Origin of the sequence: Nocardia lijiangensis NBRC 108240, from assembly GCF_001613045.1 — a bacterium.
Lineage (GTDB): Bacteria > Actinomycetota > Actinomycetes > Mycobacteriales > Mycobacteriaceae > Nocardia > Nocardia lijiangensis.
In genome coordinates this window covers 1-19,035 of sequence record NZ_BDBP01000003.1, presented here as the reverse complement: position 1 = coordinate 19,035, position 19,035 = coordinate 1, and the positions used below count along the sequence as shown (strand labels likewise).

1 protein-coding gene (only partly in view) is annotated in these 19,035 nt (G+C 68.9%); it reads left to right on the top strand.

The window, feature by feature from the left end; genetic code table 11:
- Positions 1-19,035: part of an alpha/beta hydrolase coding region (locus NL1_RS01475; RefSeq protein ID WP_156094593.1), annotated on the top strand (this coding region is incomplete at its 3' end). Its footprint begins 16,593 nt before the window's first position; the window shows 19,035 of its 35,628 annotated nt.

The following is a 19,035-nucleotide window of genomic DNA, read 5'->3' as shown; positions in this document are numbered from 1 at the left end:
CTGACGAGTCTGTCCGAGCACGCGGATGTGATCGCGGGTTGGTCGTGGGCGAGCATTCAGCACGCCTTGTTCCAGTTCACCAGCCAGTTCAGCGTGATGGCCGGTGTCACCTTCAGCACTCTGGGCAAGTTCACCGCGCCGCGGAACCCACCGCAGTTCGCCATCGAGTTCGATATCCCGAACCAGAAGATCACCAAGGTGCGAATTACCGGCGAAACCATGAAGACTCGCCGCGACACCCGCAACGGCGTGTGCCCGGGCTTCGTCGGGATCAAGCCGGACGGCCAGGCCGTCGAACCGATCGAGCAGCTCCAGCAGTCCTTCGACGAGCGCGAGATTCCGACGAAGGGCCACAGCTCGGGCTCCAATATCGCGATGCGCCTCGGCGGTTTCCTGCTGCCGCTGCTCGGCCGGGACTACCCCGCGCTGCGGGTGCTCATGAACCCGGCGCTCAGCGAGTACAACACCGGCATCAACACCTGCTTCGTGGATTCGATGACGCGGGTGGCCGACGACCAGAACACATCGGAACGGCCGAACGTCGTCACCGTGCCCGCCCTGGATACCCGCAACCTGTCGGGCATCTCGTGGTCCGATGCGCAGCCGAGCTTGCACGGCGCCGTGGCCGAGGGCTTCGATCATCCCGGCATGTCGGCGCACGCCAACCTGATCGACGGTCTGATGCATCGCGCCGGGCCCGGGTCGATCGCCTGGGTGCTCGATCAGCGCACGACCGAGGATCGCCACGGCGTGGGCGCGCACTCGTACGCGGTGAAGTACCTGGGCGAGAACAACTTCGAGGTCGACGGCGTTCCGGTCACCTACCAGCACACCGACGATCACGGCGTGGCCTGGTTCACCACTCCGGCCGGTGACAGCGTCACGCTGCTGGACCTGACCCATGCCACCCCCGAGGAAACCGGGAGCACCTGGGCGGTGGTCTGGCGCGACGGCGAAGTCGTCGAGAACGTCGGCGATCGCACTGCCGCGCAGCCCGACGCCGATCTGCGAATCGGTCAGACGCCGGACCAGAACTCGCCGGTCCCCGCGCACCGGCAGCCGCCTGCGCACGCGCCGCCGCCCGCGCAGATTGCCGCGTTGCGTGCCGAGATGTCCGACGCCCTGGCTCGCGAGACCGCGGCCCGCGCGGAATCGATGCGGTTGGTGGTGCAGTCGCTGGAGGCGATCGAGGCTGGTCGTTCTGGGGACGCGCACGTCCTGTCGACGCGGGCCGAAGAGCTCACCGAGACAGCGGAACTCCTGAAGGCGGAGGCCGAAGCGGCCCGCGTCGCCGCGGTGCAGGCGCACGAGGACGCGCTGAACCGGACCGAGGCGCAGACACGCGCGCGGCTGGCGGAACTGGGGACACAGACCGCCGCCTTGCAGGCGCAGCTGGACGGTGAACTCGGCGGCGAGGCCGAAAGTGCCCAGTTCCGTACGGATCTGGAGCTGGTCGACAACCTGACCGCGGCGTTCGCGCTGCGCGATCGGGTGGACCTGGCCCAGCAGCTCGAGCGCACCCTCGAAGAGCAGATCACCCGCGGCCAGGGCGCGGTGCAGAAGCTGCGCGAGGCCATCCGCGATCTCGAAGCGGAACCCGTTGACACGCGGGCGTCCTCGCGCGCCAAGCAGGCCGATCTGGCCGTGCTGCGGCTGAAGTTGCGGGACGCGCTGCACGCGCTGACACAGCTGGAAACCACGCAGACGGTGCTGCACGACAAGACCCCGCCCGGTCCGCTGATCGAGCTGCGCGCCGCGCTCACCCAGGAGATCCTGGCCGGTACCAGGTCGCGCAACGCCCTGGCCGAGGTCTTCCAGATCGTCGACGACAACCAGCTGAACCCGGAGTACCAGGGTCCGCTGGAGCCGGGCACCCAGCAGGTCCAGCAGCTGCGCGCGCTGATCGACCAGATCCAGCAACTGGAAGCCGAACAGAGCCAGCTCACCGAGTACCTCGACAAGCAGATCGCCGAGCGGCGGGCCGCCCTTGCCGCGCTGGACGAGCTCGGCATGCTGCCGATTTCCGATCGGGTGGGTGTGCGGCCATCGCTCAGCCCCACGGCCATGAACTCGCAAACGGTGGTCGTCGGCACCGACACCGATGTCAACGGCTACCGCCAGGCCCTGTCTGCGGCGCTGCCGCCGCAGACCGACATGAGCCAGTTGCTGGGCATGGCCAAATCGTCGGTGATTCCGGTCAGCGTGCAGTTCCGACAGGTCGAAGTCGACGCCGACGGCGCCTATCAGCAGTCGGTGGCGTTGCCGTCCACCGACGCCGAACTCACCGCGCGGGCCGGTTCGTGGGATCCGGCCAAGCATCCGCGTAAGTGGGAGAAGGAGAAGTGGACCGACCCGCAGCCGCCGTTCCTGTTCAAGGTGTCGATGGTGCCCACCTTCGACAAGATCATGGCGGGGTTGCACGAGTTCGAGGCCGGTGAGGTTCCAGGGTTCCTGTTCCCGCAGAATCCGCCGTTCTCGCCGACGATCTACAACGTGCCCGAGGGCGTGAACGCCTGGAGCTCGGACGTCGGCCTCAACCTGTTCCACGCCCGCATCCTGGTCATCGGCATCCTCCAGCGGATACCGACCCATCCGTGGGCGAAGAACCTGATTCAGAACCGTCCGTGGATCGGCCGGACCATCCTGCGCGCAACCCAGTGGCTGCCCGCGAACACCGCACACGGGCAGTCGATCCCATTGCCGCTGTCGGTGGACTTCGTGAACCGGCATCCGCACGTCGCCCAGGCGATGGCCGATGTGACACAATGGATTCCGGCCGTGCGCGACGGCAAGTGGATCCATCTGATCCCGGTGGTGCGCGGCACCCGTACCTACGCCTGGTTCAACGACGGCCAGCCCGACCCGCAGTCGTTGCACCGCGAGGAGCTGGCGCCGGTCGCGCTGAACCCCGAGCAGCGGCGGCTGGACGGCACGGTGGTCTATCCGTTCACCGGCGAGAGCGTCGACATCCCGGAGAGCCTGGCCGAGAACTGGCGTGCCAATGACCTTGCGCGCCAGCGGATTCAGCAGGAGGCCGACGCCGCCTACGCGGACTTCGAACACAATCGCGTGCACGAGCACGACAGCCTGCTCGCCCAGATCGTCGACAACGCGCTCTCAGACCCCGACACCTACTCCGGCGGCGACCCCAAGCGCTGGGTGCGCGGCCCGGGCAAGGCCTGGGTGCGCGACCCCAAGGGCACGCACATGCCCAAGCGGTCCGACGGCTCGACCTGGCTGCGTGATCACGCGGGTAACACCCGCACCCCCGACGAGGTGGTGCGGAACCTGAACCGGGCGCGCGACTACCTGCTGCGCAATTCCGAAATCAACCAGATCGCCGACGTCGTCGCGATGTGGAACCGGTTGATCGCCGGACACCCGGTGCGCGAGGACATCATCGCGCTCGAGGGCGCGCTGTTCGAAGCGGAGTTCCAGGCGCGCAATCCGAAGGCGACCGGGCATCAGGCGCATGCGGCCGCCAAGGCCGCAGGCTACGACTGGGACGCCAACCGCCCGCATCTGCCCGGCAAGCGCACGCTGTGGCAGCGGCTCACCGGCCGCCGCGCCGACCCGCTCGACTTCACCTCCGGGCTGGACCCGGACGTCAACGACCCGGCGCGTACCCGCCAGTTCGCACTCCCGCTGTACTACGGCGTGCAGGGCCTGGACGGCGTGGACAGCAGGCTGCGTGCGGTAATGGGCGGTTGGCCCGCGGCCAAGGTCGACCAGGCGCTCGCCGAGGTGAAGGACATCGTCCACCGGGCCACCCGGTCCTTCACGACCAACGATCACGATCTGGCCCGCGGCGGCGTGCACGTCTCGGCGCGTGTCACCGGCAGGCCCGGCGAGCAGGTGCTCGCGGTCACCGTCGAGGTGGACGGTGACGGCGCCTTCCCGCCCACCCGGTACTACCTCGACCAGCACGACAACGACTGCGTGCCGGTCGCCGCGCGATTCGTCAACCAGGCGCAAGGCACGACCGTCACCGACGCCGATCTGCTCGAGCCCTCGCTGGCGGGTGTGCTGTGGAGCGATATCGTCCCCGAGCTCAACAGCGCACCGGTGCAGGGTTTCGTCGCCGACGCCGACTCCACCGCCCACGCCCGCCTGGTGCGCGGCCTGCTCGACTCGGGCCCCGGCACCACCGCCTACCTCTTCGAACAGCGCGCGACCGCCGACCGCCACGGCGCCATGGGCCACGCCGTCGCCCTCACCTACATCGGTGAAAACGCCGACGGCACAAACACTTTCGAGCTCAACGGGCAAACAGTCATCCTGAACCAGGTCGACCCCGACGGCCGCGAATGGTTCCAGCGGCCTGCACCCGCCGACACCCGTGAACTCACCAGCGGCACCACCACGACCGAGGTCTCGCTCGCCGACCTCGCCGGCGGCCGCACCGACCAAACCGTCGCCCTCTGGGCCACGGTGTACAAGGACGGCCAGGCCATCCTGCTGGCCTCCGAGTTCGCCGACCCGAACGCGGCACCGCCCGCCGATGATGTCTCCTTCGGCATGAACACGCCGAGTTCCCCCGAAGGCGATGCCGCGGCGGCCGGACGGGCAGACGCGCAGCTGCCAACGGCGCTGCGGAGCGTGCTGGCGCAGATCGATGCCACCGCAACGGATCCCCGAGTTGCCGAACGAGCCAAGGATTTCGTGCGCCGGCAATACCAGGTGCACCGCCAGCAAGTCGAAGCGGCCGCGCGGCAGGCGGGCGAGCCCGTCGAGGGCATGCGAGCGGAGCGCGGCATCAGCCGGCAAGCCGCGAACAACACTGCCCACTGGGTCGACCAGATCCGAGCTGGCGCGCAACGAGCGGGCGGCGACTTCTGCGCTCGGCTCATCCGGATCGACCTGGCACTGCGAGGGATCGATTCCGATATCGATCCGGAGTTGCCCGCCGAGCAGCGCGTGTTCATCGACCGGATCGAAGCCCTGCTCGACCGCGTGGCCCAGGCGCAGCAAGCCCTCGATGCGCTGCTGGCAGCCAAACCCGACCTGCGTGACCAGGGTGCCGACCACTGGCAGACAACCATCACGGGGATGCACAACCAGCTGGCCGAGTGGGCCGCCCACTACTTCGAGGGCAAGACGCTGACCGGCCGACTGGTCACTCGTATGGACGACTCGTCGTTCCTGCACGGCTTCGATGTCGGGGTGCGCGGGCTCCTCGGTGAATTCACGATGGCGTCGCGGCTGGACGGCGTGGTCCGCGTCGGAATGCTGATCGACGCGAACCTGCCGATGGGGGGTGCGATCGATGGCGAGGTCGATATCGTCACCGACCGCGGCGCCACCTGGAACGAGGTGAAGACACGTCAGCGAACGGTCACTCAGGACCGGCGGATGAAGCCGGAAACCCAAGCGCAGGTGCGCCGGCAATTGCAGATCGCGTACCTGAATCGGGCCCTGTGGGTCGACGGGAAGCCACCCAGGGTGGTGTGGCATTTCGTGGACGGCATCGCGCCGACGGAGAAGGCCGGAATCGAAGCCATTCGCATCGAGGACGAGAACGGCCGCGTGCTCGAGGACCATCGCGTCGACGTCGTCGATCACGCGAACACCCAGATCGGGCCGGATTCGAGCAGCGCCGAGCAGCCCTCGATTCCGCCGCTGCCGGATACTGAACTGCCCGACGCGCTGTATGCGATCCTGGACCGGATCGACGCCACCGCCACCGACCCGGATTTCGCCGACAGTGTGAAAGACGCTGTGCTCGAGCGCTATCGGGAGTTCCGGCAGGAGCGGGCGGTACGCGCCCATCGAGAGTTCGTGAACAACAAGGCGAACCAGCTCCAGGCGAAGGACCCGGAAGCCGAGGTGGAGTCGGAGGCTCGGCGGTTCGCCGACGAGCAGCTCGTCGGCGAGCGGTCGCTGGACCGCATCGGCCGGGACGCCGCGGACCGGACCAAGCAGTGGGTCGAAAAGGAACTCGCCCAGTTCCTTGCCGATTCGCAAACGACCCCGCCCGAGCTCGAGCTGCCGAAGGCCCTTCGCAAACTACTGGACGAAATCGCCCAGCACGGCGATCCGGTGGCCGCCGAGCAGGCGAAAGCGCTTGTTCTGCAACGGTATCGCGAATACCAGGAAACGCCCTCGGCAAGTGTCCGGCGCGATACCCTGGCCTCGAAGATCGAGGAATTCACCCGGCTCGGCATGTCACGGGCCGACGCCGAGCGGCTGGCCGGTCCGGAAGTCGATGCCTTCCTGCAAACCAAGGCCGGGCGGAAGATGATCGACGGCCCAGCCGCCAACAATGCCGTCCAGTGGGTGGAGAAGACTCGCCGCGGCGTGGACCGGTCGGGTGCGAATCTCGTCGAGCGACTTGCGGAGATCTTCCGCGAAACCGGCGCGGTCCAGGCCGTTGCCGCCGTCGAGCCTCCGGCCACCGATACGCCTGTCGACACCGATCCCGCGGATACCGAGACGCCCGAACCCGTCTCACCCGACCTGGATACCACGCCGAGCAAGCCGAAGTACGAGGTCACCAGCCCAGACAACGACGCACGCATCGACTACGGGCAGGTCGGCGTGAAGGGCGCGCCACCAGCCGCGCCGACGGATAGCCAGCAGCAACTGGACACGAATCCGTCGGACCAGCACGCGGATCCGGCATCCGCAGCGCCGACCGCGGAACTGGCGGCAATGCTCGGGGTGGACCCGGAGCTGATGCAGCGTCCCGGGCTGCTGCGGCAGGCCGTGGATGTGGTGCAGGGACAGCTGCGGGCCATGGATGCGGCGGCGTGGCAGCGGGCGGTGGAGGCCGGGCGGCTGCCGGAGTTGCGGCGGTGGATCGGCCTGCGCATGCAGTGGGACAACGCGACTCAGGAACTCCAGGTCGAGTCGCTTCGGACCGGGGTCCTCGACCCGGCGGCCGCGCAGCGCCTGCAGGACACCAATACCCATTTGCAGCAGGAACTGGCGGAACTGCTCGCGGTCGCCGACCTGGTCGACTTCTCGGCGCAGAGCTCCGGCGATTCCGTGGTCGAGCTGCGGCGCGCCGCCGCGGCGACCGGATCGCCCGACCTGGCCGCGTTCGTCGACCTGTGTGCCGACGCGCTCCCGCCGATTCCGGCGGCGGAACCGGACTCGAACTCCCAGCTGGAGGCGGCCCGCGAGAACCTGGCCGAGATGGCAGCTCTGCTGGAAGTGGATCCGGCCGAGCTGACCGCGGACTCTCCGCGGCTGCGCCAGCTGCGCACCGACTGCGCCCGCCTCGCCACCGCACTGGCGCTGGAGCTGGAAACCTCGGTCGCCAATCTGGAAACCGTACTGGAACAGAAGGATCTGTCCGGCGACCCGGATACCGATCCCGAAGTGCTCGGCCGGTACACCGACTGGCTGACCCACACCGGGGCTCTGGAGGCCGCGGAGCACTACAGCAGTTTGCTCGCGAACGCCGCACCCGCCCCGACCGCCGCCGAGGTGAACACCGCCCGCGACAACCTCGCGGAGGTCGCCGCGGAGCAGAACGGTCCCGAGCCCAACGGCGATACCGGTGCCGACGGCGACGACGGGCCCGAGGGCGGGTCTCCTGTCGATCCCGGCACAGGTCCCGGCGGTCCAGACGTCGGCCCGCAAGCCGTGGATCCCTCGGTGGGCGAGGGCTTGTCCGGTCCGACCACTGTCACGCCTGTGCGGTCGGATGCGGGAGTATCGAGGACGGGCGCTACTGATCCGGCGACGCCGAGCGCCGACCCCGAGAGCGGCGGCGCGGCGCGGTATCGTCGCGATCCGGGCACGGTGTTCGCCTTCGATCCCGAAAGCGGCCCGGATACGCATGCGCACCGCGCGCCGGGCGGCGGCGGAAAGCCCAGGGGCACAGGCAATGTCGTGCGCGACGTGCTGCGCGCTTTCGTCCCGGATTTCGAACCGGGCCGCGACTTCGACGCCGCCACCCGAATCCAGCGCGCCGCGCACGGCGTGGTGGACTACCTCGCGGGCTTCTGGGAGAGCTCGGATTTCGTCGCGTCCTCGCTGTTCCGGCCCATCGACGCGGCGGTGTTGGAGCAGGTCGCGGCGATCGAGCCGCAGGGCCTGCGTCAGCTGCTCGAACAGGGTGGGCTCAGCGCGACCCAGATCGAGGGAGTGCTGAACCGGCTCGACGAGATTCGCACCAACGGACGCATCCACGGCGATCACGTCGGCGACGCCGACTCCGAAACGGACGCGGAGGCCGAAACCGATTCCGATCAGGCCAGTTTCGAGTCCGCCGACCCGCGCACCCTCGGACCGGCTCGCGAATCCGCCTTCACCGATACCGAACTCAGCTCGCACGGACTCATCCGGGTCACCTTCGAGGGCAGCGACACCGTCTGGGTGTACAAGCCGTTCCACGGCGACGCCGACACCGCGCACATCCCGCCTTCGGGCCGCGCGCTGCGCGAGGTCAAGACCTACCTGCTCTACCGGCTGCTGACGTTCCACCTCAAGCCGCCCACCTATCTGTGGGAAGGCAGCAAGGGCACGGGCATCCTCCAGGAGTACGTGCCGGGCGCGGAGAGCGGACGTGCGGTACGCGGCTACGACCGGCTGATCCGCGACATGATCGCGATCGTCGACTACATCGCGGGCAACCGCGACCGCCACGTGGGCGACATCATGACCACCCCGTCCGGTCGTGTCGTATCGACCGACGACGAAACCACCTTCCCGGTGGACGAGAACTCCTTCGCCCAGTTCGATATCCAGTCGGTCTTCGTGGCCGACGCGCTGGGCCGAGACCTCCACCCCGACGCGATGGCGCTGGTCGCGTCGGTCACCGAGGCGGACGTGCGCGCGATCCTGGACGGCCTCGAACCCGAAGCCATTCAGGGCGCGGTGGACAGGTTCACCGAGATCAAGGACAACGGCAAGATCACCGGCGACACCTGGCCGTACCGTGGCGGACTGCCGGACATGGTGCGGGACGGGCTCGATTCCGACCCGGCCGGAGGACAGCCGGATGCGTCGAACGAGACCGACGACGGTCCGGAGGGCGGATCGCCGGTTGATCCAAGCCCCGGCCCGGTCGGGCCGAAGCAAGCTTTGGCCACCACGGACCAAACAAAGGTGGCCGAGGAACGCTGGTTCGACAGCTTCCGGCAGCGGCTACGCGACCAATTGCACGCGGTCGCGCCGCACCTGTCTGAGAACGGTCCGGAGAGTGAGGCGTTGGCTGCGGCGAGCCGTTCCGACGTACAGGCAGGGCTGAAGGGGCTGCGGCAGGACCAGCGCCGGTGGTTGATGCTGCGAGTACGCGACACGATGTCCTTCGAGGACGCATGCGCCGCCCTGAACCTGAATTCCGAGCAGGCAAGGGCGGACGCCCGGGTCGCGGAGAAGCGGGCGATCCGGGATCTTGCCCAGTCCATTGCCGCCGCGCTCGAGGAGCGGAACAATCCGGAATCGCGCTTGATGCGCGCCGCGCAGGAGCCGCGGAATCGGCGGACGTTGGAGCGAGCGATCGCGAAACTATCCCCGGCGCAACGGCAGTTCGCCGAGCTGCGGATCCTCCGATCCCGCGAATGGCCCGCGGTAGCAGCCGAGATGGGCCGGGAACCGGCACAGCTCTCGCGCATCAGGAAGCGGGCCGTGGAGCGGTTGTCGGATGCGCTCACCGGCGTCCCGCGTCCGGACGCCGACCCGAACTGGGAGGCCGTCGAGGACGCGTACCACGAGCGCAACGACGAGTTCGCTCGGCACCTGGCCAGAATTCCGGTCGCGCGTCGTGCGGTGATCGAATTGGCTCTGCGGGGCAAAACGACGGAACAGATTGCCGCCGAACTGCATCGCAGCGAAAACGCGGTGCGCAAAGCACGCAAACGAGCTGCCGACCAGCTGGCCAACCTACTGTCGGACAGCGCGGTACCGCTGACCGTGGACGAGGCTTTGGCGGCGGTGCGAGAGGCAGACCACGCCGCACTGGAGCCGTTGCTCGGATATCTCACCGCGAATCGTCGGCATGTCATCGAGGGTGTGCTGCACGGTGACACGCTCGCGGAGATCGCCGCTCGGATCGACAGCACCGAGAACGGCATACGCCAGCAGCGCAACCACGCCGCGCGGCAACTGGCGGACTGGCTCGTCAACGGCGCACCGGAAGGTGTCACAGCAGCCGATTCGGCCGTCGACGTGGCGGAAGCCGACGAACGACCCGAGAGTGCGACGACCGCGGAGCCGGACTCCGTCGACAGCAGCCCCGCGATGCTGTTGGTCAGAGACCCGGCCAACCGAGATGCCGTGCTGGCAGCCGCGGCGAAGCTGTCGCCCGCGGCGAAGGAATTCGTCGAGCTGCGGTTCGGACAGGGCCTGAGTATCCCTGAGATCGCCGCGCTGACCGGGCGCAAACAGAGCGCGTTGTGGACTACGCAGTACCGGGCCGTTCCGAAGCTGGCCAGAATGCTGTCTGGCGGCCCCGACCCGATACCGTCCGGAAAACCAGGCAACGCTTTGAAGCTGGTACAGGAGACCCAGCGGACGAACAAGAAAGCACTGTCCCGGGCGATGCAGGTGCTCAATGGCAACGAAAAGCGCATTGTTCGAATGCGGATAGTCCGGGGCATGACGCGTGCTGAAGCGGCTGAGGCCATGCACCCGCTCGCCGTGAAGTCCGTCGACAGGATCTTCGGCGAAGCCGTGCGGAAATTGGCTGGCGAGTTGACCGGGCGTCCTGTTCTGACCGATCCGGAATCCGCCGCGCTGGTTTCGGCCGCTCCGCGGGAGGCGCTGCGGCGCAACCTGTCCGGGCTCACCGAGCTGGAGCAGCGGTTCATCACACTGCGTATCTTCGAGGGTCGCAAACACGTGGCCATCGGCGCTGCGCTCGGGAAGCCCGAGTCCGCGATCCAGAGTCTGCAACGTCGCGCCTACGCGCGAATGGCGACGCTGCTCATCGGTGATCTCGGCACCGAATGGAGCACCTCGATCCGTGGCGCCATACAGCAGTCGAACGTCGAAGACGACCAGTCTGCTTCGCGACCCACTACCGCTGGGCCCGGCGACGGCGCTGTCTCACCGATATTCGTCGCGGCGCAACGCAGCGGCACTCTGTCCAACGCGATGGCTCAGCTGGCCGAGGACGAAAGGCAGTGTCTGGACCTGCGTTTTGTCCAGGGCAAGTCGATCGAGGCGGTCGCGCAGCAGATGGGGCGCACCGAACGCGCCATCACCAATCTGGAGCGCCGAGCTCTCGGCGCCCTCACGCAGCACCTGCCACAGCATCTGAGCGACCTGCATCTTCCGAAGACCACGGGCCGCCGGGCCACCCTGGGGGACGTCGCGAGCGCTACCGGGCTGAGTGTGAGCACGGTGAGGCGTGCGTTGGCGAATGATCCAGCGATACGTCCCGAAACGGCGCGGCGCATCATCGATGCCGCCGAGCGACTCGGTGTTCGGTCCGAGACGCAGCGGAATGTCGCCGCCGACACCACATCCGCAGGCGCCCGCCCAGCGGAGAACCGTTCGCTTCCGGATACGGCGTCGCGCGGGGTCGCCGAGCCCGGCGCGAACACCGGGACGACGGGTTTCGTATTGCGGATCGAGGGTGCCGTGCACGGCTCCGCCGCCGACCTCGCGGATCCGAAGGCGCCGCCGCCCACCGTCGTGGCAGGCGAACAAGCGACGCGGCCCGCGGCCATGGGCGTGCCGCGCGGCGCGGCGGACCCGACGGTCACCGATGGCGAACACGGCTTCGCGGAGCCGGAAATTGTTGCTCCACGGGGTGTTACGGATCAGACGGCCGAGCCGGAAACCCAGCAGCGGTGTGCGGACGACGCCGTCGACACGGTGATCTCGGAAACAGGCAGCACTGTCGCGCAGTCATTCACCGATGAGCCCGGGATGCGTGGGCGGACCGGTGCGCAGCTGGAAGAGCAGGCGAAGGGACGGTTGCAGCGCTTCGAGAGCCGGGGTGAGGTGGCCGCGCGCCTGCTGGATCCGAAGGATCCGCTGTCGATCGCGATCATGGTCGACCACTACGCGTCCGCCGTGAACGGTATCGGCGCGCACGCCTACGTGATGGCCAACCGAGGCGGCCGGATCATGGTGCGGGACCTGAACGACAACAACGGCGCGTGGCGGCCGTTCGTGCGGGGTGAGGCTGGGGCGGACGCGGTGGCGATGTCGGGCATCGCCTTCGACCGTGCCGGAAATCCGTTGCGCCCCATCAGCGAGTTCCCCGCCGACCCGGCCGCGCATCCGGAGTTCGCGATCGGCACCACGAATCCGGACTCGAACGGAGATCGCGCGCCGCCCACCCTCTGGGCGCCGCCCGAGGGCACACCCGACGAACAGGCGCTGGTGCGGAATGCATTGTCCCGCTTGGGCGCCGACGCCGATGCGAGCATTCTGTTGCACGCCGAGCACTACACCGATCTGCTCGGCGAATCCGGCGACCTCGCGACTCGCAACCGGCAGTGGTGGGACGCACTGGATCCGGCCGAGCAGGCAGCGCTGATCAAGCTGGCGCCGCGCGAGATCGGGCAGGCCGACGGCATTCCCGAGCCGGTGCGCGATCAGGTCAACCAGGAGCTGCTCGACAACGACCGGCGCGCGTTGCTGGCCATGGGCGAGAATCTGTCGCCCAGTGCCCGCGCACTGAAGAAGGCCCTGTCGGAGCTCCATTTCGACCTGCTGGAGATGGTGGCGAACAGCGAGGACATCCCCGGCTGGCCCGCGGTGAACCTGCGGACCTACATGCCGTCGCTGGACGGACAGGTGCGTAGCGTCGTCACCTTCGGCAACCTCGAGACCGCCGATTCGGTATCCACCATGGTGTCGGCTCCGGACACCGTGCAGGTGACGGCTACCACGGTGCCGGACAATCTGATTCACGCGACGCAGCTGTTCGACTCCGCGGTCCTGGCGGATGCCGACCGTGAGTACGCGGTCATCGCCTGGCGCGGCTACGGCGACTCCGTGACCGCCGACGCCCAGCTGCTCGCCCGGGACCTCGCCGCGATCAATGCCGCCCGCGCACAGGCGAGCACGCCCGCACCCGAGATGCACGTCTTCGCACTGGACAGCGCGGGTTCCCTGATCGCCGCCACGGCCTGGTCGACGCTCCCGGGTGCGGACTCCCAGGTCACCGATCTCGTGATCGTCGGCTCGTCGGGCCTGCCGCTCGCACACGCCTCCGAGACCGGCATCAATCCCGAGAACGTCTATGTCGCGGCCACTTCCAAGGATCAGCAGACCTGGTTGGGCTCCGACGAACCCGGGGCTCAGGGCCGATACCACGGGTACGGCACCGGCCTGGATCCGGCGACGGCGGCCTTCGGGGCCAAGCGGGTGGCCGCGGAGATCTCCTCGTCCGAGGGCTACCGCCATCCGGAGGCCGTGCGCAGCAGCTACTTCGACTACGACCCCCGCACCGGGAGTCCGACCGAGGCGCTGCGCAATTTCGGCCGGATCGCCGCGGGCAGGATCGACGAGGTCACCTTCGACGAGCACCGGCCCGGCCTGTCGGATCCGACGGCGCAGGATTCCACGAACGTGCAGATGCCTATCGATCCGGCGAGCGGCCGGATCGTCGAGCTCGAGGAGGACCTGGGCCGCGACAACGCGGAGCTGATCTCGAATGAGCTGAACCCGCAGGAGCTGTACCGCCTGGATCCGTCACTGGCCCAGCCGTGGAGCGGCACCTGGTACGACGGGCATATCGGCAACTGCGTCGACGTGTCGCTGCGCACCGGACACGACGACCTGGGCCTGGATGTCGACCCGCCCGACGACGGCGCCGGACTGGCCGGGCGCAGTGCCGACGAGGCGGAGTTCTACGGGCGCGGCCGCCTGCGGGTACAGACCGACCGGGACTCGATTGCCCATCAGCTCGGCGATCCGGCGAACCCGATGACCGCGTCGCTGGTGGTCGTCAACTACGGGTACGACAACGCGGCGCACATGTTCCTGCTGGCCAATGTGGACGAGAACGGGAACATGGTCCGCCACGGCGGCCGGGTCATGATGAGCGACCCGAACGTCGACAACGGCGCGTTGCGGCCGTACCGGTTCAACGAGTCCACCCTGGACGTGGTGCTCACCACCGCGATCGGCTACGACGTCGACGGAAAACCGTTGCAGCCCAACACCGATCACCCCGTCGACCCGGAAACCCGGACCGGCGCGCTCATCGCCCAGATGGATCCGGCACCCGCGGTCGCCCTGGACGACCGTCGCGTGTTCCCGAAGGACCCCGGCTTCACCGAGGCCGACCGGCAACGCGCCGCCGAACTGCTCGCCATGCACCCGTCCGGGCGCGGCACGGATCCAGCGGTGCTGCTGCATCCGGAACAGATGCCGCCGGATCCGGTGACCGAAGCGCGCCTGCTGACCGCCGTGAACTTCGCCTACTGGACCTCGCTGTCGCCGACCGATCAGGACGTGCTGATGCGGGTGTACCCGGAGGTGATCGGCAACACCGACGGTGTGTCCACCGACGTGCCGGTGACGCACGACGAACTGCGAAACAGCCTGCGCGACTATGCCAACCGGATCGCGCTGGCCCGAGAGATCCGCCAGCTCAGTGCGATTGCCGATGGCGAGCTGACTCCGCCGCAGCGCGCGCGGCTCGCCGACCTGCACGGCACCGCCCGATCCCTGCTGCGCGCCGAGGCTTTGGCACGCACCGTGCACCGCTCGCTGCGACCGCCGCAGGTCCAATTGCTGTCCTACGGTGCGGGCCGTGCCCTGATCGGCTACGGCAAGCTCGCCACCGCCCGGTCGGTGAGTTGGATCGTGCCCGATGCGGGAACGGGCCTGGGCGACCTCGATCCGGTCCTGCTCGCGGCGCGCAACCACTACGACGTGACCGCTCGGACGCTGCGCAACCAGGTGCGGGCGGACAAGGACGCGGTCGCGGTGATCGCCTGGGTCGGAACCGACCAGGATCTCGGCATCCGCCCGGAGACCGTGGCCGCGCGCACCGCGCAGGTGGGCAACCTCCTGCTGCGCGATGTCACCGCCTTCCACGCGGGCCGGGAAATGAACGACGCGCTGGCCGACATCGAGACGGACGACGAGTCGGATGGCATCGACATGCCGTCGAACTACCTGTTCGGGCACGGCACCGGCGGGCTCGTCGTCAATGCCGCCGGAGCCGGTGGCGATTTCGTCGCGGGCCGACTCGGCAGCATCGACCCCGCGGCCCGGCTTGTCGAAGCCGTCGTCCTGATCGACCCGGCCGGCACCGGACCGATCCAGACCACCGCGGAATTCGGTTTCGCCGACGCGGTCGCCGCCGAACTCGACATCGCGACCGAGAAGGCCGAACGTTTCGGCGCTCCGGTCTACGTCGTCTCGCGTTCCGGCGAGCTGGTGGCCTGGGCGGACGGCCGCCCACCTGGCGTGAGCCGAACCCTGTTCAGCCGCTTGGGCATCGGCGTTTCGGTGGAGGAGTTCGCCGCACAGCGCATCGCGGGCGGCCCGATCGGTCCGCAACCCATCGATGTGCGCCACGGCTTCGCCGACACGGCTACTCACGCCCCGAACACCGTCCAGCGCAAGCTCGCGCTGATCGCCGCCGGTCTCGGCATCGCCGCGACCGAGACACCGGCGGGCTGGCAGGCAAACACCGAACACCACACGCCGGATGTCGTTTTCACCGACAAGACCGCCCCGAGCTACCCCGACGGCCCGGCTGGCAATCGCCACCGGCCGCTGGAAGCGCCCGACAACGCCCCGTGGGATGCCACCTCCACCCTGCGGGAGCTCGACGGACCGATCCCGGACGCGGAAGAGGGCGCCGAGGCGGTGCGCCTGCTTCAGCGCGCGCACAATGTTTTCGGGGCTTTCGGGGAGAGTTTCGAGATTTCGACCCTGCTGATCGGAGATCAAAGCCCGCAGCACGCGCTGCGGCTGGCCCGGTGGTGGGCGGGGCTGACCCAGAGCCAGCGGCTGCGGATGCTGTACGACTACCCGAGGTCTATGGCCAATGCCGAGGGGCTGCCTGCCAGCGTGCGCGACCGTGCACACCAGCATGTGCTGCGCGGCATCGTCGCCCGGCTCGGCGATCAGCTCGACCTGGGGCCTCGGGATGCGGTGCTGCTCAACGACGCCGAGTCGATTTGGAAAGGGTTGTATCGCGGTGTGCAGGTGGCCGCGCAGGTCCGTGCGCCGCTGACCCCGCCGCAGGTGCTGATCCGGTTGGCCCAGTCGAATTTCGCGAACGGCCGCGGTATGGCCGAATTCTCGGTCGGCCCGGTGGATTCCGCCGACCACGTGTTCTGGGTGGAGTTCGGCCAGAACACCGACCCGGCCGAGGCCGACAAGTACCTGTACTCGATGGTGAACCTCTACGAGGCTGTCGCCGCCGAGGCCGGTGGCGGCTCGGTCGCGGTGATCGGACGCCTCGGCGACTCCGGATCGCATGCGCAACAGGCGCTGCGCAACCGCATCGGCACCTACAACGCGGTGCGCGCCCACCACAACCTGATGGCGGGCGAGACCGACGCGGTGATGCCGCAGAACCATCTCATCGCCATGGGCACCGATGTCGACGTCGCGGCCCAGGCGAACGAGAACCACGGACTGTCCGGCCAGCTCGCCACCGTGATCTCGCTGAACCCGGACTCGCTGGATCGCGTGCCGTCGCCCGCGCGGCTCGGGCTGCCGCCCGGGTCGGTGTTCCTGGCGCCCGCCACACCCGCCCAGTGGACGACCATGCGGGTCCGTCAGCTCCTGTCCGGGCTCGACGTCCGGATGCTCGCCGGGCAGACCCGAACCGCGCGATTCCTGCGGAATGGCGTGCGAGCGCTCACGGGCCCCAAGAGCCAGTTGCTCTCGGCCACCGATCTGCCCGCGCAGGCGTTGCCCGCGGCCGCCGTCGACAACCCCGCCGAACAGGCCCACCTGCGCTGGTTCGGTTTCGCCGACCCCGAAACTCGCACGCCCACCGAGGGTCTGGCGACCCTCGCGCACATCACCGCGGCCCGCGACGCGGCGGCCGTCCCCGGTGTGCTGGCGCCGGACGGCACGCAGGCCCACGCACCGGCCGACCAGACCGAGATCACCGACAACGACTGCCTGGACGAGTCGCTGAACGTGATCGGCCGCGGCAAGCCGGACCGCAACATCCTGCCGTTCACGGAACCGCCGGGGCTCGCGGGGCGCACCGCCGACGAGGCCGAAGTGCACGCCGGTGGCCGTCTGGAACGCCTGACCTCCCGCGACGCGATCGCCCTCCGCCTGCTCGACAGCCGCGATCCGGCGTCGGAGATCCTGGTCGTCGAGCACTACGCCGGTCCCGACGCCAACGGCATCGGCGCGCACGCCTACGCCATGGCCATGCGCAACGGCATTGTCATGGAGTTCGACCCGCGCACCAAGACCTGGCGCGCCTACCGGTGGGGTTCGACCCGACCGGGCGTTGTGGCGCTGTCCGGCATCGTCTTCGACCGCGTGGGCAAACCGGTCCGCCCCCTCGACTCCTTCCCGTCCGATCCGGCGGCGCGGCCCGCCTACAACATCGGTGCCGACGAGGCCGTCGCGCAAGGATCGCCGAACGTCGATCCGACCGCCGCCGATGCCCTGGCCCGGGTATCCGAAGTGCTGGACGCCCGCGGCGACACCGACTCCGTGCCGGTGGTCGCCGCGGTGTTGATGGATGTCCTGCGCGCGGGCGGACAGGTCGAGATCGAGACCTCCGATTCGCCGACGGGCGGACGCGTCCGCGTGGCGATGACACCCGAGGGCAGTGACAGCGCCATCGTCCTCACCATCAACGGCGCACCCGGCAACCCCGCCGTTGCACTGGAAATGCCGGTGCGGCAGGAGAATCCGGCCGACGTCGAGCTGGCGGGCCGGTTGACGCCGCTGCTGATGCCCGGCTGGCGGGTGTCGGAGGACGTGGTCTCCTCCAGCCGGCTGGCCGAGGAACTGGCACGCAACGCCCGGGTGCACACCGACGGGGACGGGACGTTCGAGGTGCGGGTGTCCGGCCCGGTCGGCGAACGCTTGGTCAGTGTCGAAATGACCGATGGCAGTTCACGATTCCCGGTCGCACCCGCGGGTGACGTCGGTGGCGTGACGCTGCTGAAATCGCTGGCGCAGCGCGCGGGCTGGCATACGGTCGAGGACGGTGACGTCGCGCCGGACGCCGGTAACGCCAAGACCGTGTGGTTCGAGTTCGACGAGAACCCGCCCGGCGCAGTAAATCCCGAGACTCCGAGCCTGTGGCTCGACGGCACCCCGACCATCTCGGTCGGCGATCTCCTCGATGGCGAGGGCGGGCACGCGGCCCAGTTGGCGGGCTCCGGAACGCATTTCGCGACGCGGGTCGAGAGCGTGGACATGCAGCACCTGGAGACCGCCGGCGGGCCGGTCGACACGCTGTCGGTGACGTTGGCGCTCGACCTCACACGCGGTGGCTCGGGCCGGGTTACGCTGGAATTCACCCGTGACGCGAACGGCATCACGATGCGGTACCGGGACCTCGATCTGGGTTACGCCGGTGTGGACACGAAGGATCCGGCCTTCCAGCCGGGTTCGGACCCGATCCGGCTCGCCGACGCGTTCGTCGAAATGCACGAATCGGTGATCCTGCCGTGGCTCGCCCAGTCCGGTGCGGTGTTGGAGGGGCACCCCGGGCACTATGCGGAAACGACCGTGGGCGAGGAGGTTACGGATACCGAACGTCCCGACGACCTCTACGAGCACGACCACGCCAAGCGCGAGCGCGTCCGTCCTGCCGGAATCGCGAGGCGCTGGCTGCGGGATCAGCTCGCGGACATCGGCTGGAGCGCCGACGCGCCCGTGCACCTCCAAATGGTGTGGCTGGCGACCAGCGAGGCGGTCGCGAACTCCCTGGAGCACAGCACCGGCCCGGTGCGGGTCACGCTGCGCGTACTGCCCGGTGCCGGTCAACTCGTGGTGCAAAGCATCGACAATGTCGCGAGCCACCCGCCGAGCGGCCCGATCCGCGAGAACGCCAACCTGATGGAGGAACGGGTGGCGGCGGCGGAGGAGCGCCGCCTTGCGGAGGAGCGCCGCCTTGCGGAGGAGGCCGCCGCGAAGCAGGCCGCCGAGCCGGAGTTGTTGCAGGGTGATGACCTC